The sequence below is a fragment of the Marinobacter sp. R17 genome, from assembly GCF_003789045.1.
GTDB lineage: Bacteria > Pseudomonadota > Gammaproteobacteria > Pseudomonadales > Oleiphilaceae > Marinobacter_A > Marinobacter_A mangrovi.
On sequence record NZ_RHGZ01000002.1, the window covers coordinates 148,361 to 166,198 of the forward strand.

A 17,838-nucleotide genomic window follows, 5' to 3' on the forward strand; every position below is an offset into this window, starting at 1 on the left:
GGCAGTGCCGCCTGTGTCCGTGCCGACCGAAGAACCACTGAGCAGGTGTCGCGGCACAGCCAGCGATGGCTGGGCGATTGTCCTCCCGGATCAATGCGTTATGCGCACCTTCCAACTGATGAGAGCCGATATGACCACAGTAATTCGCCAGGACGACCTGATCGAAAGCGTTGCCGACGCGCTGCAGTTCATTTCTTATTATCACCCGAAGGATTTCATCCAGGCTGTTTATGAGGCCTATCAGAAGGAAGAGTCCCAGGCGGCCAAGGACGCCATGGCCCAGATCCTGATCAACTCGCGGATGTGTGCCCAGGGCAAGCGCCCGATCTGCCAGGACACCGGTATCGTGACGGTGTTCGTTGAAGTGGGCATGGACGTGCAGTGGGACGCCGAGATGTCCCTGGACGACATGGTCAACGAAGGCGTGCGCCGGGCATACACCCATCCGGACAACGTCCTGCGGGCCTCCGTGCTGGCGGATCCGGACGGCAAGCGCCAGAACACCAAGGACAATACGCCGGCGGTAATCCATCACAAGCTGGTGCCGGGCGACAAGGTGGACGTTCACGTAGCCGCGAAAGGTGGCGGTTCCGAAGCCAAGTCCAAGTTCGCCATGCTGAACCCGTCGGATTCGGTGGTTGAGTGGGTGCTGAAGATGATCCCGCAGATGGGCGCGGGCTGGTGCCCGCCGGGCATGCTGGGCATCGGCATTGGCGGTACGGCCGAGAAGGCAATGGAGCTGGCGAAGGAATCGCTGCTGGATCCGATCGACATCCACGACCTGCAGGCCCGCGGCGCGTCCAATCGTTCGGAAGAGCTGCGTCTGGAGCTGTTCGACAAGGTCAATGAGCTGGGTATCGGCGCCCAGGGTCTGGGCGGTCTGACCACCGTTCTGGACGTGAAGGTGAAGGATTACCCGACCCACGCGGCCAACAAGCCGGTGGCGATCATTCCGAACTGTGCCGCGACCCGTCACGCGCACTTCGTGCTGGACGGCTCCGGCGCCTCCCTGCAGACCCCGCCGAGCCTGGACGACTGGCCGGAAATTACCTGGGAAGTGGGTGAGAACGTGCGTCGCGTTAACCTGGACACGGTCACGCCGGAAGAGGTGCGCGACTGGAAACCGGGCGAGACCGTGCTGCTCTCCGGCAAGATGCTGACCGGCCGTGACGCCGCCCACAAGAAAATGGTCGACATGATCGAGAAGGGCGAAGAATTGCCGGTCGATCTGAAAGGCCGCTTCATCTATTACGTGGGCCCGGTCGATCCGGTCCGCGAAGAGGTGGTTGGGCCGGCTGGTCCGACCACGGCCACCCGGATGGACAAGTTCACCCACACCATGCTGGAGAAAACCGGCCTGACCGGCATGATCGGTAAAGCCGAGCGGGGCCAGGTGGCGATCGATGCGATCAAGGAATTCGGTGCGGTTTACCTGATGGCCGTGGGCGGTTCTGCTTACCTTGTCTCCAAGGCGATCAAGAAGGCGGAAGTCGTGGCCTTTGAAGAGCTGGGTATGGAAGCCATCTACGAGTTTGAGGTGGAAGACATGCCGGTGACCGTAGCGGTCGATTCCAAGGGCAGCTCCGTGCACCAGAGCGGTCCGGTCGAGTGGCATGAGAAGATCATTGCGGCCAAGGCGGTTTGATCTCAGCGATCCACTGACTGCAGAAGCGGGGCCTTTCGAGGCTCCGTTTTTGTTTGAGCTTCTAACGGCATGACTTGGTAGTCTGAAACCAATGCATGCCATCGCTTCCTTCGCCTAAGAGGGCTGTCCATGGCCGCTTATGCGACGAGGACATCCTGTCCTCTGCTCCAGCGATGGCATCCATTGGTTTCGCGCGGACCTTTTCGATGTTCTCAGAAGTAGGTTGGGCTGACGCAGGAAGCCCAACAAGCCGGGTACACGGCCAATATCATCCCCATGGTTGCCTGACTGGTTTTTGAGGGCCCATGTACCAAGCATGTCCGCAATAACGGGGCGTTCGGTTCCAGCCCATTGTTGGGTTGGGCTTCCTGCGTCAGCCCAACCTACCCCTTAAATCCTTACAACAACCTCTGAAGAGCCTGCTAGATGCTCGAGTTGTCTGGTCCGGCCAGCCACTCGCGCGCCTTTTCCACTTCATCCATCCGGAACACCCGCAGCTCCATGTCCAGAAACCGCGACATGAACCGGGCAAAGGGGCCGATCCAGCCGGAGTCCGAGACCACGGCGCAATGGGTGAAGTCCTTGAGGTGCTTGCGGTCGAACCGGATGGCGTCCTTGAGGATCGACAGGTCAAAACCGTCGAAATCCCGCACCACCTCGATCAGTTTGACCTTACCGTGCTGCTGGATGAACGCCTCCATGTGGCCGGCAATCTGCTCAAAATCCTCAGCGGAGACACGGCCTTCAACGCGTATCTCCACCGTTTTCTGTTCCGGGTATTCCACATATTCCGTTGCCATCTTTGTGCTCCCCCCCCCCCCCCCCCCCTCGGTCGTTTCGTCAGGATGAACAGCTGATTTCCAGATGCTTGCCCCAATCTGGTGGCAGGGCCGCATAGTGCTCGTTCTCCGGCTGCTCGTCGTAAGGGCGTTTCAGCACCGCCATCAGCTTGCGGGCGGTGTCGTATTGGCCGGTTTGCGCGTCCTGAATCGCTTCCTGCGCCAGGTAGTTGCGCAGGATGTACTTGGGATTGACGGTGCACATGGCCTGGTCCCGCTGTTCCGGTGAGCGCGTTTCCTGCGCGAGCCGGGCGTCGTAGCGCGTCAGCCAGTCGTCGGCGACGGTCCGATCCACGAACAGGTCCCGCACCGGCGCATTGCCGCGGGTCGCCCGTGTCGACAGGCCCCGGAAGAACAGGGTGTAGTCGATGTGATGCTCGTGGAGCATGCTGAACAGGTCCATGATCAGGGACATATCGCCCTCGGCATCCTGCTCCAGTCCAAGCTTTTGCTTCATCAGCGATTCGAACGTGCCGTTGTATGTGGTTTCATAGCAGCGCAGGGCTCTCCGCAGGTCGTCTTCGTCCATCACGTGGACCAGCGACTGGGCGAGGAACTGGCAGTTGATAAAGCCGATCTGCGGCTGACGGTTATAGGCGTAGCGCCCGCCCTGGTCGGTGTGGTTGCAGATGTAGCCGGCGTCGAAATCGTCGAGGAAGGCATAGGGGCCGTAGTCGAAGGTATCGCCGATGATCGACATGTTGTCGGAGTTCATGACGCCGTGGCAGAAACCCACGGCCTGCCATTGGGCGACTAATCGCGCGGTACGCCGGACTACCTCTTCCAGCCACAGGCGATAGCGGTCGGGCAGGGGCTCGTCCTGCAATTCCGGGAAGTGCAGGGCGATGGTGTGATCCAGCAGTTCGCGGGTCGCTTCCGGGCCCTGGTGATAGGCGGTGTACTCGAAGTGGCCAAAGCGGATGTGGCTCTGGGCGACCCGCATCAGGGTCGCAGCGGTTTCGATGGATTCCCGCATGACGGGATCCTTGGCACTGGTCATGAACAGGGCGCGGGTGGTGGGAATACCCAGATAATGCATCGCCTCGCTGCAGAGGTATTCACGCAAGGTCGAACGCAATACGGCGCGCCCGTCCCCGAAGCGGGAATAGGGCGTCAGGCCGGCGCCCTTGAGGTGCCAGTCCCAGTGCCGGCCGTCTGGGCCGGTGGTTTCCCACATCAACAGGCCGCGGCCATCGCCCAGGTCCGGGTTATAGGCGCCGAACTGGTGGCCGGTGTATTTCATGGCGATGGGGTCCATGCCGTCCAGCAATTCCTGACCGCCGCCGATGCGGGCCCAGTCTTCGCGGTCGCCCGGTTCCAGCCCCATCTCATCCGCCAGATCGTCGTTGAAGAGCACCAGTTTGGGCTCTTTAAGCGGTGTCGGCTGGATGCGGGTGTAGAAGTGGTCGGCAAGTCGGATATAGCGGTTTTCAACGCTAAGGGCTGTCAGAAGGCCTCCTTCGGGTGATCGCTGCATCACGCCATTTAAGTTGTTCACTCTAAATCCAGTGTGCATCTTTCAATAAGATTTGCACAGGGGAGCAGACCATTGATGGATACCCATTTACCCATTTACCCATTGTCGAACGGCTTTTCCAGAACTGGCAGAACACGCTGGGGCCGGCCGCTGAAGCGTACCGGAACCACGTCTATCGCGTCTTCAACCTGACCCGCTGCCTCTGCCCCGATCTGACCGACACAGAGCAGCGTTTACTGGAGGTTGCGGCAGCTTGTCACGATGTGGGGATCTGGCTGGATGGCAGCTTCGATTACCTGACGCCGTCGGCGGACCGGGCGTCGGCGTGGCTGTCCCGGCATCCGGACCTGACCGGCCTCTCACTGGAGGAGGAACAGCGGCAGGTGCGCCGGATCATCCATGATCACCATAAGGTCCGGCCTTCGAGTGATCGCCTGGCGAATGCCTTTCGCAAGGCCGACTGGGCCGATGTGACGGGGCTCTATCGATTGGCCGGTCTACCGGGCGTAGAGCTCCGTGAGCTGCTAAGGCAATTCCCGCTGCTCCGGTTCCGTCGGATGCTGCTGGGACTCGCCGTCGCCCATGCCCGGCGCCATCCCCGGTCACCACTGCCGATGCTTCGCTGGTAGACTGAAGCGCGGTTTTTGCCGACGGTTCATATAGAATGGGCCGCTATGGAAACGTCTGAAACGATCCGCCCCCGCATCCTTCTCCTGTCCGGCTACGATGCCGGCAGCCATCGCCGCTGGCGGGAACAGCTGGTGAATTCGCAACCCGACTTCGACTGGGAGGTCCTGGCCCTGGCGCCACGCTATTTCCGCTGGCGGATCCGGGGTAATGCCCTGAGCTGGCTGGATGAGCCGCCGCTCCAGGAGAGCTGGGACCTGATCGTGGCCACCTCGATGGTGGACCTGGCGGGACTGCGTGCCTTTCACCGGCATCTGGCGACGGTGCCGGCCTTGCTCTACATGCACGAAAACCAGTTCGCCTACCCGGACTCGGGCGATCAGCATGCCAGCGTCGATCACCAGATGGTGAACCTTTACAGCGCTCTGGCGGCGGACCAGGTCGTCTTCAACAGCGAGTGGAACCGGGCGAGCTTCCTGCAGGGCATCCGGGCGCTGCTGAATCGTTTACCCGATGCCATTCCTGAAGGTGTGGCCGAGCGCATCGATTGGAAATCCAGTGTCCTGCCGGTGCCGATCAATGACGCGCTGTTTGAGGCGCGCAAGCATCCGATCAACCGGGATTGCCCGCACCTGTTGTGGAATCACCGTTGGGAGTATGACAAAGGGCCGGATCGATTGCTGGCGCTGCTCGACCACTTGGTGGCCAGCGGCCAGGACTTCCGACTGAGTGTGGTCGGGGAACAGTTCCGGCAACAGCCTGAGGCTTTCGAGATCATTCGGGCGCGGCATGGAGGCCGCGTGGTGAACTGGGGATTCCTGCCCGATCGGGCCGATTACGATAGCCTGCTGCGCCAGGCCGACGTGGTGCTGTCGACAGCCCTGCACGATTTCCAGGGTCTGGCCATGCAGGAGGCAATGGCGGCCGGTTGCCTGGCGCTGGCGCCGGATCGGTTGGCCTATCCCGAGTACACGGCGAGCACTGGCTTGTATCCCAGCCAGCCTGACGATAGCGCTGAGGAAGCTGCCGGCGCCGCCGTCACCCTTCGGGATCTCCTGCGAAGTGGCCGGGGCGCCCTTGTCGACGGATGGCGTCTCTCAGAGCTCCAGCCCCGGTACCGTCGTCTGCTGACTTCACTGCTGGTGGGCTAGCGCCGCTTTGACCTTCTCGGCCACTTTGGGCTTCAGACGATCCTGCTCAAGCAGCCAGGTTACGCAGGCCCGCAGGGTCTGTTCCGCGCTCTTCGGCGTCAGGCCGAACGTCTCGTTGGTTTCCCGGGTGTCGATGTACGCATAGCGCTCGGCGACTTCGTACACCAGGTCATAGGTGAACGGCGGCGTCATGCCGATCAACCGGAACACCCGCTCGGTCCACTTGGCGCTCCACAGCAGCATGCCGCGACCGAAGGGCAGGTGCATCGGCTTGATGCCGGTGAGTGTCTTTAACAGCTGGGCGGCCTGCTTCACCTCAATATTCTCGCCACCAACCACATAGCGACGCCGGTTCTCACCCCGGGTGAGGGCGGCCACGTGGGCGGCGGCCACATCGCGGACATCCACCAGGTTCAGGCCGCCGGGATAGGTCTGGCCAATGCCGTTCAGCCAGTCCATGACCAGTTGATTGGACGGGGTGATGCGGTAATCGCCGGGGCCGAGCACGATGGCCGGGCAGATGACGACCAGGTGAATGCCGGACTCCTCCGCCAAAGCCTGGGCGGTCTGCTCGCTACGGGTCTTGGCGATGTAGTACGGGTTTTCAGGATCGTTGTTCCAGTCGTCGCCGGTGCGCAGTGCCTGCGGGTCGTAGGAGAAGCCGACGGACGCGACGGAGCTGGTGTAGACAATACGCTGGATCTGGTTGGCCCTGGCGGCGGCAAAGACATTGCGGGCACCCTGGATGGCGGGTTCCACAATCTCGTCCGGCGATTTGGCAATGGTTTTATAGACCGCGGCCATGTGGATGATGGCATCCATCGACTCCGCTGCTTCGGTGATCGCCCTAGCGTCCATGATATCGCCGCGGAAGAGGTCGACCTCAAGCCCCTCCAGACCGCGCAGGTCAGCGGATGGCCGGACAAATGCCCGGACGCTGTGGCCCTGTTGAATCAGTTGTCGAACGACGTGGCTGCCGATATGACCGTTGGCGCCGGTAACCAGAACCCGCATGGTGGCTCCCTTTTACTCGAGGCTCTTGAGAGGTGAGTGAAAAACCTATCCGATTCTTCGCTAAAAGTGGATAGGCGTCTGTTGGCCAAGTCTCGTTTAACAAAATGTGAGCTTATGTAAGCAATTGTAAATGTTAAAAAATTGTAAAATCACGTGAAACAGTTCACGATAACGCCTCGGTTCCATCGCGATAATGGAACGCTCATCGGGGGGATGTCATGGACGCATCCCGACCTGTCAGACATGCAATGATTTGCGGTGGGTGAAAGAGGTACGCACCATGCTCAAGAAAATGCAGCAGATGATTGATCGACGGAAGAGTCACAAGGACAGCGCCGGTCACCAGGGCGCCCTGCCGGAGGCGTCTCCGGCCAAACCGGCCGACCAGGCCAAACGTGACGAATGGGATATGTCCCCGCAGGATGCGTTGCAGGTCGGCATTGTGGCCCGCTACAAGTAACTTGAAGCGTTGAGTGTAACCGGTGGAAGGTTTCCATTGATGCAGGGCTGTGGAAAGATGATCGAAAACGGTCCCCTTTCCCTGTCCGGTGAACATGGCAGCATCCGACGGTTTACTGAGTCCAGACGATACCCGTCAGTTACAACCCCGATTTGCCCTGATACTGGCGCTGAGCGCTTGTGTCCACCTTCTCCTGTTCGTTTTATTTCCCAGGACCTTCTGGCAACCGGATGCCACCGGCGCTCCCGCTGCGCTCTCGATTGAAATCGTAAAGCCTGAGCCGGAACCGGCGCCCAAACCCGAGCCAAAACCAAAACAGCCGGTTGCCGAACAACAGGCGCAACCCGAGCAGCGTCAGCATTTGCCCCGGAATAACGCTGAAAAGACAGACCTGCGCGGCACCGATTTCGAGGCGCCTGTCGAGGATACGCCCGTAGCGGGTGAGAGCACCCCAACACAGACTCATGTCAACGCCGAGGATAACAAGACCCGCATCGCCGAGGGTCAGCCGGACAAGACGGAGAAGGCGGCCGCCAGACCGCAGGTCACCTCGAAGCAGGCGACCGCGTCGGTTCCGGAGAAACAGGCGAAGAAGCCCCAGGCGCCCCAGGGGATGAAGTCCCTGTCGGACCAGGAGTTGGCGGGCGCCCGGGCCGGATCCCAGGTCAGTGAAATCGAGCGTCGCCGTATCCAGATGGTCAACCATTTTCTGGCGCGGATGCAGGTCCAGGTGGATGAGCGATTCCGCAAGCCACTGGATGCCCGGGCCTTCGAGGAAGGCGTGATTTCCTTTGAACTGGACCCATCGGGCTATTTGTTGTCGGCCCGCATTGTCCAGTCCTCTGGCAACACCCGGTTGGATGCCAGCGCCTTGCAGGCCATCCGGGCTGTGCCTCGCTTTGAGGTGCCGGATTCGCCCATTGTGGCGGCCCGGTACTATCGCCACCTGACGTTTCGCTACACCGGCGAATAGCGATCGCCGGATTCAGCGGGTAAAGTAACGCATCGCCAACAGCCTGAACCGATTCTCCATGCTTAATACTCACGACGTCCTGCTCCGCAACCGGGAACACCTGAACGGCCGCCTGGCCCTGATTGGCCTGGTGGATGCCTCCATACTGGGCCAGCTTCCGGGGGAACCCGGGCTGTTGGTGACCGATCATGCCGGTATCCATGAACAGTGGCAGGCGCTGACGGACTGGCCGTCGGTTTTCGGCTATGACGGCCCGGCGCTGGCTGCGGACAGCGTGGACAGCGTTGTGGTGTTCATGCCCAAATCCCGGCAGGAGTTGGAATTGAGGCTGGCGCTGGCAGGGCATCTGACCCGTGCCGGCGGCACGCTGTTATTGATTGGTGAAAAGAAAGAGGGCATTGCCGGTGGGGCGCGGGTGCTGCAGTTTACCTATCCGGATGCCTACAAAGTGGACAGCGCTCGTCACTGCCAGGTCTGGATGGCGACGGTGCCCGCTGGTATGACCGGGTTCAACCTGTCTGCCTGGCGGAACTGGCACGTTATCCGGGCCGGCGGTATCGAGCTGGACGTGGCCGGCCTGCCGGGGATTTTCTCGGACGGCCGGCTCGATGCCGGAACGGAGCAGTTGTTGGCCTCCTTCGAGGGCGAGACACCGGCCGGTCCGGTGCTGGACTTTGCCTGCGGTGCCGGTGTGGTGGGGGCGTGGCTGGCTCGCAAGGTACCCGACCTGACCGTCGATGCCGTGGACGTGCAGTTCCAGGCGGTGGCCTGTGCCCGGGAGACCTACGCCCGCAACCACGTCAAAGGCGAGATTCGGCCATCGGATGGGTTGGCGGCAGTCACCGGTCATTACCGGCTTCTGGTCAGCAATCCGCCGTTCCACACCGGCGTGAAAACCGATACGACGATGACCGAAGCGTTCCTGCGGGACGCGGCCAGACACCTGCAATCCGGTGGCGAGCTGCGCATTGTGGCCAACAGCTTCCTGCCTTACCCGGAGCTGATCAAACGTTACATCGGGCCCTGCGAAACCCTCAGCGAAGACCGCAAGTTCAGCGTCTACCGGGCGTTTCGGCGATAGCCGCCTCAGGCGCCGTAGTAGCCGGGCGTCCCCTCGATTGCGGTCGGGCGGTGCGGTATCAGCCCTTCTTCCTGGTAATGGATATCCCACCAGCAATGGGGCAGCTGCTCGCCGGATGGAAACGATAACGACTGCTTGTCGAAGCTTTCCGGATCCTGCGTCTCTTCACCCCAGAGGAACCAGCCTTCCACGGTGTCCTTGCAGGGGTTGGTCAAGGTCGTCAGGTCGTTGGTCTCGATCAGATGCCCGGTGGGCATGTGTTTGAGTAGCATGGGCAAACCTCCCTGGGGAAGCGGCTGAGCGGATGACACCCCGGACTGGCTCAGCGCTTCCTTCGCTCACTGTACGGTCAGCATAGTCCTTACGTTGGCCCTAAAAAAGCAGATTGTCGTTGGGCCGCGGCGTTCACTGAAATGTCCCCAAACCGTCACAGAGCTGTCACTGCAACGGGCGAGGCTGGCCATGAAACCAGCCAACGGTGAGGGAAAGGCGGATGCACCAATACCGGAGTGTGTTTATCTCGGACGTTCACCTGGGGTCACCGGACTGCCAGGCGGATTATCTATTGGATTTTCTCGACAACGTGCGGTGCGAAACGCTTTATCTGGTGGGTGACATTATTGATCTGATTGCCATGCAGCGACGGGTCCATTTCCCCGCGTCGCACCAGGCGGTGGTGCGCAAGCTTGTCGAATTGGCGGCGACCGGTACGAAAGTTATCTACGTGCCCGGTAATCACGATGAGTTCCTGCGCAATTTCTGCGGTCAGACCCTGGCCGGTATCGACCTGCGCCACAAGGCGATGCATACCACGGCGGACGGACGCCGGTTCGTGGTGTGCCATGGCGATGAGTTCGATCAGGTGGTGCGCTGCAGCCCGCTGCTGCTTCTGGTGGGCGATCGGGCGCACGGCATCCTGTTGCGCCTCAACCGGTGGTACAACGCCTGGCGGCGGATGCGAAGCAAGCCCTACTGGTCGTTGGCCGCCTGGATCAAGACGCGCATTGGTCAGGCCCGGGCTTTTATCCAGCGTTTCGAGATGGCTGCCCTGACCGCCGCCGAGCGTGGTCAGTACGATGGCTACATCTGCGGGCACATTCACTCAGCCGGTTTCCGGCAGGGCTCGGGTGGCCTTTACGTCAATGACGGCGATTGGGTGGAGCACTGTACCGCGCTGGTGGAAAGCTTCGACGGCCACCTGGATATCCTGCACTGGTCGGAGCGGCCGCACATCGTGGAATCCGAGCCCGAGCGTTCGCCGGCACGGGAGCCGGGCTGGACAGGCCCCGCGCCAGTTCAGCCGGATTTCGGAGGGCTTGCGGCGCGGGTGTCCACGCGCCACTGAAGCGTTGCTGTCCGTCAGGGAGCGCTGGGGTCGTTGGCCCGTGAACGCTTGAGATCGGCGCGCATTTTCAGGCGCGCCTCGCGTCGCATATCCGCTTCACGGTAGCGCCGCAGCTGCTTCTGGGTTTCCGGCTCGACTTCCGGCACCGTCAGCGGCTCGCCCTTTTCATCCAGCGCGACGAAGGTGAAATAGGCGGATACGATGTGCCGCTCCTCCCGCGTGTAGCTGTTCTCCGCAACCACCCGCACCCCGATTTCCATGGACGAATGCCAGCTGCGATTGATCGAGACCCGAAAGATCAGGGTGTCGTTACCCTTGGCAGGCGCCCGGAACGCGAAGGAATCCACCGCGGCCGTGACACAGACGCAGCCTGAATGGCGTTCGGCCACCACCAGGGCGAGCCGGTCGCACTTGGCCATGATCATGCCGCCAAACGCGGTCTGGTGGGCGTTCAGGTCGTTCGGGAAGACCTTGTAGACGTGACCTTCAATCGCGGACGCCGAAACCGTCGCGGTCCGGGGTGTTTGCATGGGCGAATCCTTCGTGAAATCGGATGGTCTTTGGGTCGCCAGTTTCTCAGATAGCGCTGTTGACGGCCATCCGGACATAAAAAAGCCCCTGGGGTGAGGGGCAAGAAAGCTCCGTTGTGAATTGGAGCTGTCGTCGATGCTCGGTTTGCGGCGTCACTGACGGTCGCTGTTCTCAGCGTTGGCGTGCTTTGGACGCAGGTCGTGCAATTGGTCGATCAATGCCTTGGCGCGGCTTTCGGCGCTGGTCCGGTAATGCTGGAGTTTGGGTTTGACGTCCAACTCATACGCCTTGCCGGCACGGTCGGTGAGGTAAGCCGACATCATATTGGCGTTCCAGATCAGCTTTCTGCGGACGTCATACGTGGCGATGTCCAGGCGCAGTGCCAACTGGCGCAGGGACGGGTTGCGTTCGCGAATCTGGTTGACGATGTCTGCCAAACTGGCGTTCTCGGTCGGCTCGGCGCCCATGTCCTTGAGAACCTTTTTCAGTTCGACCGACGCGGCATCCAGCTGCGGGCGGACCTGGGCTTCCATCCGTTCGCGAAACTGTTTGACGTTTTCCAGACTGTCTTTCAAAGAATACTGCACCATGATTTCCTCTCGCGTAGACTGCGTGGCCGGTCGGCGCCGGCTACAAGCGGGCTGACTTGATGATGGGTTTACGATAGCGACAATTATTAGAGTGTTCAGCCTAGGGATCGCCCCGGGCGTTAAAACAGCGGGGAAAAGGACGTGGCGGATAACGAGCTGCAACTGGATCACGACGTCTTGCGCCTGGAGCGCCCGGGGAAGGGCGGGCGCGACCTGCGTGCCTGGGACGCGGCGGATGAGCAGCTGATCGAGGCGGTTCGGGAGCGGTGGCCGGGAGCCGACGCAAGGCGTCCCCGTGTGGCGATTATGGACGACAGTTTCGGCGCGTTGACCCTGGGGTTGGCGGATATCGCCCCGATGAGCCTGGCCGACAGCGCGCTTTGCCAGGTGGGGGTGAGTCGTAATGCCGCCCTCAATGGCCTGCCGGCACCGTCTATTCACAGCTGGTTGTCGCCGCCGGCGGGACTTTTCGACGCCGTCGTGCTCAAGATACCGCGTCATCTGGATTACCTTGAATACCTGCTGCGCTGGGCCAACGACCATCTGGCGCCCGACGGTGTGGTGATCGCCGGCGGGATGATCAAGCACCTGCCCGATCGCTGCGTCGATGTCTTCACAAGACTGATGGGCAACAACGAACCCCGGCCGGCCAGACGCAAGGCCCGGGTAATTGTTGCGCCACGCGGGACGGCGGGGCTGGCGGATTGGTGTCGGCAATGGCGGGGGTACACGCTGGACGATGTCTCAGGCGCGGTCGAAGCGCTGCCTGCGGTGTTTTCCCGCGACCAGCTCGATCAGGGAACCCGGGTTTTCCTGCCCTCTGTGCGCGAGGTATTGGCTTCTCTTCCGTCGGGAGCCCAAGTGCTGGACCTTGGGTGTGGTAATGGCGTACTCGGGCTGACGGCGTTGCTGACCCGTGACGATTGCACGGTGACGTTTGCCGATGTCTCCAGTCAGGCGCTGGCCAGCGCCAAGCGCAATGCGGAGACGAGAGGCGTGGCCGGGCGAGCGCGATTTGAGCACGGCGACGGCGTTCCGCGTGATGGGCGTTTCGACCTCATCCTGTGCAACCCGCCGTTCCATGAGGGCGGAACCGTCGGTGATCACATCGCCTTGCGGATGTTCCGTCAGTCCGCGGCCGCACTGGCACCCGCCGGGCGGTTGCTGGTGGTGGGGAATCGCCACCTGGGGTACCACGTCAAGCTGAAACGCTGGTTCGGCTCGGTGCAGCAACAGGCAGCCGATCCGAAATTCGTGGTTTTTGCCTGCCGCGTCAGCCGCTGACGGGCCGTTCGTAGCCCATGCGGGCCAGGGTGTCCACGATGGTTTGGGTCTGGCTGTCGATTTCGATGTTTACCCGGTCGCCGGTTTCCAGCGTGCCAAAGGTGGTGACGCGAAGGGTTTCCGGGATCAGGTGGACGTTGAAGGTGTCTTCCGTCACGCTGCCAATGGTGAGGCTGGCCCCGTTGACGGCGATGTAGCCCTTGGCAAAGACGTACTTCATCCAGTCCCGGGGCACCCGGAAGTGAATCGTCCGATTGTTTTCCGGCGTTTCGATGGCCGTCACTTCGGCCGTGGTGTGAACGTGTCCGGACAGCAGGTGGCCGCCGATTTCATCGCCAATGCGGGCGGCGCGTTCGAAGTTGACGTGATCGCCGGCCTGCAGGTCGCCCAGCGTGGTCAGGCTGAGGGTTTCCTGCATGGCGTCGAAATAGAGTGCGTTCCCGTCCTGTCGGGTGACGGTCAGGCAGGTGCCGTTGAGGGCGACCGAGGCGCCAATCTCCACACCGTCGACGCGATCGTCCGGGAAGGCCAGGACAAACGTGGACAGGCCGGGGCGTTGCTCGACGTTGATGACTCGGGCCTGGCCCTGAACGATTCCGGTGAACATGGTGTCTCCAGTGCGGGAAAGGGAACTCGGGGCGGCCTGACAGGCGTCCCGCTGGCTGGCGGTAGCATAACGGTCCTGCCGGATCATGCCAAGCGGCCGCGGGCTCAAGGTTTTCGGACAGAGGCCGATAGCCTGTAGACGGTTGCAGATAAAATGAACGAGGGGAGGCGAGGCATGGCAGTATCCGACGCGAACGAGCGGCCCTCGCCTGTTTTGCAGCCGGGGCGTCCTGCCGATCCCAAGCCGACCCAACCGCCCGCCACCACGAGCGAGGCAAAGCCTCCGGCCACCCGCAGCACCGAAGTCTCCCAGCGACCGGAACCATCAACGTCAGGCGAGGTAGCCGAGCCCTCCGAGGTTGCGGGCGAGAGCGAAGACGCCAACGAAAGCCCGCCCGAGGAAAGCAAAGAGACGGTCCTCCTGCGCCAGCGGGATCGACGACGTTTATTGCGCCAGTGCGAGCGGGTCTTGCTGCTGGATTTCAACACACTGGCCATACCGGACTGGCCCGACAATTTTACCCTGGCGGCGGCTCGCCGCCGTCGGGATCTCTGGCTGTTTGCCGCCTCCCTGGCTGCGGTGGTGTTTCTTGCCGGCGTACCCGGCATGGTGCCCGCCTGGGTGGCCGGTAGTGGGTTCGGGGCGTTCGTGTTGATTGCCCTGGCCGGCGTGCCGTTTGTTCGCCGGATATTCTCGTCCAGGCCCAGCTATATGGACCTCCTGTTATTGCGTCAGCAACGGTTGCGGGAGGCCCGCAGCCATATTGCGCATCTTGAGGGCGAGGAAGGGCTCGCGTGGCAATGCGCGATGATGACCGATTGCAACCCGGCACTGCGCTCCACCCGTTTCAGCACCCTGGTTAACCTGTCCGAGAAGCGAATGCTGGCGCGCCAGTTGCGACGGCGTGAGCACATCAGGCTCTACCTGATTTTCATGCTGGAAGCCGAGAAGGCTTACGACCGGCTTCAGAGTCGTTATTTTGAGGGCCATCAACAGGCGATCGATAACGGCTGGGAGCAACCGTCTGAGCCCTCGTCGGAATCGGCTGAGCCCGATCGCTCCGATGAGTCGGACGCTCCCTCTCAGGAATAGCCACCAATCAGGGTGGCTTTCGTTGTCGGGTCGGCTCGATGGGTCGCTGTTTGGCGTTTTTTGGTGCGGCTCTGCTTCTGCTTTGTGCGCAAATGTAGTGCTCTCTCGCAAATAAAGCACCTGGAATGCGCCATAATGGTGCTGAAAGCGTGCCGTTTAGATCTCCCTCTTCTTTCCAATCGATCGTTTATAGCGTCCAACTCTTTGATATGAGTGCCCGTGTTCCACGCTGGAACATTTCTTGTATCGGTGTGCGCCCAAATAATGCAGCGGGGTTTGCAGGCGCGATGAGGCGTGGACGGATGATCGTCCGTTGGCTTGTGCGCGCAGCCCCGGCAGTTCATCAGAATAAAGACGGGAGCATTGAACCGTGGAGACGACGAGCGCAGTGGAAACGCTGCTGCAGAGTGCGAATACCTTTTTCCTGCTGCTGGGTGCGATCATGGTGCTGGCCATGCACGCCGGCTTTGCCTTCCTGGAAGTCGGGACCGTGCGGCACAAGAACCAGGTGAACGCCCTGGTCAAGATCATGACGGACTTTGGCGTATCGACGCTGGCCTATTTCTTTATTGGCTACAGTGTGGCCTACCACACCAATTTCTTCGCCAGTGCTTCGGTACTGACCCAGGCCAACGGGTATGACCTGGTCAAATTTTTCTTCCTGCTGACCTTCGCGGCAGCGATTCCCGCCATTGTGTCCGGCGGTATCGCAGAGCGGGCGCGATTCTATCCGATGCTGGTGGCTTCCGGTCTTATCGTGGCTCTGGTGTATCCGTTCTTCGAGGGGCTCGTGTGGAATGGGAACTACGGTTTCCAGGCCTGGCTGGACGCTACCTTCGGCGCGCCGTTCCACGACTTTGCCGGCTCGGTCGTGGTCCACGGCGTTGGCGGCTGGATCGCGCTGGCTGCGATCCTGTTGCTGGGCGCGCGCAACGGTCGTTACCGTAACGGTCGGGTGGTGGCCTTTGCACCGTCCAATATCCCGTTCCTGGCACTGGGCGCCTGGATCCTGTGCGTGGGCTGGTTCGGGTTTAACGTGATGTCCGCCCAGACGCTGGACGGCATCAGCGGCCTTGTGGCCGTGAACAGCCTGATGGCGATGGTCGGCGGGATCGTGGTGGCGATGCTGGTGGGTCGTAAGGACCCCGGCTTTATTCATAACGGGCCGTTGGCGGGGCTGGTGGCGGTCTGTGCCGGTTCCGACCTGATGCATCCGATCGGTGCCCTGGTGACCGGCGGCGTTGCCGGTGCGCTGTTCGTCTTCCTGTTTGAGTGGGCCCAGAACAAGATGCCGCGCCTGGACGATGTCCTCGGTGTGTGGCCGCTGCACGGGATCTGTGGTGTCTGGGGTGGCCTGGCCGCCGGGATCTTCGGCCAGTCGGTACTGGGCGGACTGGGCGGCGTCAGCTTCATGGCGCAGCTGATCGGTACGGTGACGGGCATCGTGGTGGCTTTCGTTGGCGGTCTGGTGGTGTACGGGCTGGTCAACGTGGTGAGTTCGATCCGGTTGTCCCAGGAAGAAGAGTTCGAGGGCGCGGATTTGTCCGTTCACCGCATTGCAGCGACTTCAATGGATAAGTAGCCGGCCGAGAATGGCGCTTACCATCGCAAAACGCAGGCACCGAAAGGGCCTGCGTTTTTTGCGTTAAGGGCTGAGGATTCTCCGGGGCAAGCGAGATTGATGAGCGAAGGAAGAGGCGGCGCCATTGGCCGACCCGGTTGGCTTGCTTGACAAGGATAACCATCAAACGTATGTTTTAAACATACGTTTGGTAGGTTCACCTTGGCGGTAGGTTATGGCGCAGTCCGATACAGTTGATCGCATCCTCAATGCTGCAGAAGAGCTGTTCGCAGAACGCGGCTTCTCTGAAACATCGCTGCGTATGATTACCAGTAAGGCTAACGTTAATCTGGCGGCGGTCAATTACCATTTTGGCTCAAAGAACGCCCTGATCCAGGCGGTTTTTGCCCGTTTCCTGACGCCTTTTTCCGAAACCCTGGATAAAGCATTCGATGATCTGGAGCGCCGTTGCAAAGGCGAGCCGCCCACGCTGCAGCAAACCCTTTGGGTGTTAACGGAAAGCGCCGTGCGCATGCCCCATCGCAACGAGAAGGGCATCTCCATCTTCATGCGCCTGCTGGGATTGGCCTACACCCAGTCCCAGGGGCACCTTCGCAAGTTCCTGGAACAGGAATACAGCGAGCCTTTCGGGCGCCTGATGCGTCTGCTCAAGGCCGGCACCCCGCAACTCTCCGCGGTGGACCGTTACTGGCGTATCCAGTTCATGCTGGGCGCCACGGCCTTTACCATGTCCAGCAGCGATGCCCTGCGCGAAATTCTCGAGAACAAGCTGGGTATCGACACCACGGTGCAGGAAATCGCCGCACGCCTGGTGCCGTTCCTGGCCGCCGGCCTGCAGGCAGACGATCCCATCTCGGTGCCGAAGACCGCCTGATCGCGGCACCATCCTCCCGGTCCGGGCCCCATCTTTCCATGACGGTTTTGTAAAAAGCAGTCCTTTGCACGCGCTTCTTGAGGCCTGGCCCGTTGTGACGGGTGGCTGCCCTGGGGTAATCTCTGCGCCATCAAGCCGGATTCCAAGGAACCGGTTCACTGGACCGAGGTGATGTGTGCCTGTTGCCGAACATCTGCAGATCAGTCTTTCCCACCAGACGCTGACCGCGCGTATGAATGACGGGGCAGTATTGACCTATTCGGTGTCGACCGCGGCCAACGGTCCGGGTGAAGCCAACGGGTCCGGCTGCACGCCGCGGGGCGAGCATTATGTGCGTGCCTGCATTGGCACCGACCAGCCGCGCGGCACGGTTTTTCGCGGTCGCCGTCCGACGGGCGAGATCTATACAGCCGAACTGGCGAACGCCTTTCCGGACCGGGACTGGATCCTGTCCCGGATCCTCTGGCTGTGCGGTCGTGAACCGGGCCGCAATCGCGGCGGACAGGTCGACTCCATGCGCCGCTACATTTACATTCACGGGACGCCCGACACCGAGCCGATGGGCGTTGCCGCCTCCCATGGCTGCATTCGCATGCGCAATGACGACGTGATCGCTCTGTTCGCGATGGTCCGGCCGGGCACGCCGGTCACCATTACGGAATAAAA

The 17,838-nt window shown here is 61.4% G+C and carries 19 protein-coding genes; 12 read left to right on the forward strand and 7 right to left on the reverse strand.

Translation table 11 applies throughout. The features are described from left to right. Nucleotides 1-130 precede the first annotated feature (130 nt). Nucleotides 131-1,645, forward strand: coding sequence for a fumarate hydratase (locus EB809_RS02670; RefSeq protein WP_123633264.1), 1,515 nt, complete (start codon nucleotides 131-133; stop codon nucleotides 1,643-1,645). Nucleotides 1,646-2,067: 422 nt separating this feature from the next. Here the strand turns inward: EB809_RS02670 and EB809_RS02675 are convergent, their stop codons facing one another. Both EB809_RS02675 and EB809_RS02680 read right to left on the reverse strand, forming a co-directional pair. Further along, nucleotides 2,068-2,445, reverse strand: a complete 378-nt coding sequence (locus EB809_RS02675) for an STAS/SEC14 domain-containing protein (RefSeq protein WP_123633265.1) — start codon at nucleotides 2,443-2,445, stop codon at nucleotides 2,068-2,070. Nucleotides 2,446-2,485: 40 nt separating this feature from the next. After that, nucleotides 2,486-3,961 (reverse strand): protein adenylyltransferase SelO, encoded by a 1,476-nt coding sequence (locus EB809_RS02680; protein ID WP_123633379.1) that lies wholly within the window; start codon nucleotides 3,959-3,961, stop codon nucleotides 2,486-2,488. Between the two features lie 137 nt (nucleotides 3,962-4,098). Between EB809_RS02680 and EB809_RS02685 the strand changes: the two genes are divergently transcribed. Together EB809_RS02685 and EB809_RS02690 are read left to right on the forward strand one after the other, a co-directional pair. Then, entirely contained in the window at nucleotides 4,099-4,590 is a 492-nt protein-coding gene (locus tag EB809_RS02685; RefSeq protein WP_223807795.1) for an HD domain-containing protein, read from the forward strand. A 45-nt stretch (nucleotides 4,591-4,635) separates the two neighbouring features. Further along, nucleotides 4,636-5,739 carry a DUF3524 domain-containing protein gene (locus EB809_RS02690; protein ID WP_190294809.1) on the forward strand — a complete coding sequence of 368 codons (1,104 nt, stop codon included), beginning with the start codon at nucleotides 4,636-4,638 and terminating at the stop codon, nucleotides 5,737-5,739. Here the strand turns inward: EB809_RS02690 and EB809_RS02695 are convergent. Further along, complete coding sequence (locus tag EB809_RS02695) at nucleotides 5,722-6,753, reverse strand: NAD-dependent epimerase/dehydratase family protein (RefSeq protein WP_123633267.1); 1,032 nt, start codon at nucleotides 6,751-6,753, stop codon at nucleotides 5,722-5,724. The two genes, EB809_RS02690 and EB809_RS02695, sit on opposite strands and share 18 nt — an antisense overlap. A 280-nt stretch (nucleotides 6,754-7,033) precedes the next feature. On the opposite strand from EB809_RS02695, the gene EB809_RS02700 reads away from it, so the two are divergent. The 3 genes from EB809_RS02700 to EB809_RS02710 all read left to right on the forward strand — a co-directional run bounded on the left by EB809_RS02700 (nucleotide 7,034) and on the right by EB809_RS02710 (nucleotide 9,267). Beyond that, nucleotides 7,034-7,213, forward strand: a complete 180-nt coding sequence (locus tag EB809_RS02700) for a hypothetical protein (RefSeq protein WP_148079172.1) — start codon at nucleotides 7,034-7,036, stop codon at nucleotides 7,211-7,213. Between the two features lie 94 nt (nucleotides 7,214-7,307). Beyond that, nucleotides 7,308-8,186: a TonB family protein gene (locus EB809_RS02705; protein WP_123633269.1), complete on the forward strand. Its 879-nt coding sequence runs from the start codon at nucleotides 7,308-7,310 to the stop codon at nucleotides 8,184-8,186. Nucleotides 8,187-8,244: 58 nt separating this feature from the next. Beyond that, a complete protein-coding gene (locus EB809_RS02710) occupies nucleotides 8,245-9,267 on the forward strand; it encodes a class I SAM-dependent methyltransferase (protein ID WP_123633270.1) in 1,023 nt (340 codons plus the stop codon). Between the two features lie 5 nt (nucleotides 9,268-9,272). Here the strand turns inward: EB809_RS02710 and EB809_RS02715 are convergent, their stop codons facing one another. Beyond that, nucleotides 9,273-9,539, reverse strand: a complete 267-nt coding sequence (locus tag EB809_RS02715; protein WP_123633271.1) for an acetyltransferase — start codon at nucleotides 9,537-9,539, stop codon at nucleotides 9,273-9,275. A gap of 221 nt (nucleotides 9,540-9,760) precedes the next feature. Here EB809_RS02715 and EB809_RS02720 point away from each other — a divergent pair, with 221 nt between their 5' ends. Further along, the gene (locus EB809_RS02720) at nucleotides 9,761-10,612 is read left to right on the forward strand and encodes a UDP-2,3-diacylglucosamine diphosphatase (RefSeq protein WP_123633272.1); all 852 of its coding nucleotides are present in this window, start codon (nucleotides 9,761-9,763) and stop codon (nucleotides 10,610-10,612) included. A gap of 14 nt (nucleotides 10,613-10,626) precedes the next feature. Here EB809_RS02720 and EB809_RS02725 read toward each other — a convergent pair whose 3' ends face one another. Both EB809_RS02725 and EB809_RS02730 read right to left on the reverse strand, forming a co-directional pair. Then, nucleotides 10,627-11,142 (reverse strand): acyl-CoA thioesterase, encoded by a 516-nt coding sequence (locus EB809_RS02725; RefSeq protein WP_123633273.1) that lies wholly within the window; start codon nucleotides 11,140-11,142, stop codon nucleotides 10,627-10,629. Nucleotides 11,143-11,295: 153 nt separating this feature from the next. Continuing rightward, complete coding sequence (locus EB809_RS02730; RefSeq protein ID WP_123633274.1) at nucleotides 11,296-11,733, reverse strand: hypothetical protein; 438 nt, start codon at nucleotides 11,731-11,733, stop codon at nucleotides 11,296-11,298. 141 nt (nucleotides 11,734-11,874) lie between these two features. On the opposite strand from EB809_RS02730, the gene EB809_RS02735 reads away from it, so the two are divergent. Beyond that, nucleotides 11,875-13,017 carry a class I SAM-dependent methyltransferase gene (locus EB809_RS02735; protein WP_223807782.1) on the forward strand — a complete coding sequence of 381 codons (1,143 nt, stop codon included), beginning with the start codon at nucleotides 11,875-11,877 and terminating at the stop codon, nucleotides 13,015-13,017. On the opposite strand, the gene EB809_RS02740 is transcribed toward EB809_RS02735, so the two are convergent. Next, the gene (locus tag EB809_RS02740; RefSeq protein ID WP_123633275.1) at nucleotides 13,007-13,624 is read right to left on the reverse strand and encodes a riboflavin synthase subunit alpha; all 618 of its coding nucleotides are present in this window, start codon (nucleotides 13,622-13,624) and stop codon (nucleotides 13,007-13,009) included. The two genes, EB809_RS02735 and EB809_RS02740, sit on opposite strands and share 11 nt — an antisense overlap. A gap of 174 nt (nucleotides 13,625-13,798) precedes the next feature. Here EB809_RS02740 and EB809_RS02745 point away from each other — a divergent pair, with 174 nt between their 5' ends. From EB809_RS02745 to EB809_RS02760, 4 genes are all read left to right on the forward strand, one after another. Continuing rightward, nucleotides 13,799-14,716, forward strand: coding sequence for a hypothetical protein (locus EB809_RS02745; RefSeq protein WP_223807783.1), 918 nt, complete (start codon nucleotides 13,799-13,801; stop codon nucleotides 14,714-14,716). A gap of 370 nt (nucleotides 14,717-15,086) precedes the next feature. After that, a complete protein-coding gene (locus EB809_RS02750; RefSeq protein ID WP_123633277.1) occupies nucleotides 15,087-16,298 on the forward strand; it encodes an ammonium transporter in 1,212 nt (403 codons plus the stop codon). Nucleotides 16,299-16,512: 214 nt separating this feature from the next. Further along, nucleotides 16,513-17,172 carry a TetR/AcrR family transcriptional regulator gene (locus EB809_RS02755; RefSeq protein ID WP_123633278.1) on the forward strand — a complete coding sequence of 220 codons (660 nt, stop codon included), beginning with the start codon at nucleotides 16,513-16,515 and terminating at the stop codon, nucleotides 17,170-17,172. 175 nt (nucleotides 17,173-17,347) lie between these two features. After that, a complete protein-coding gene (locus EB809_RS02760) occupies nucleotides 17,348-17,836 on the forward strand; it encodes a L,D-transpeptidase (RefSeq protein ID WP_223807784.1) in 489 nt (162 codons plus the stop codon). The last annotated feature ends 2 nt before the right edge of the window (nucleotides 17,837-17,838 follow it).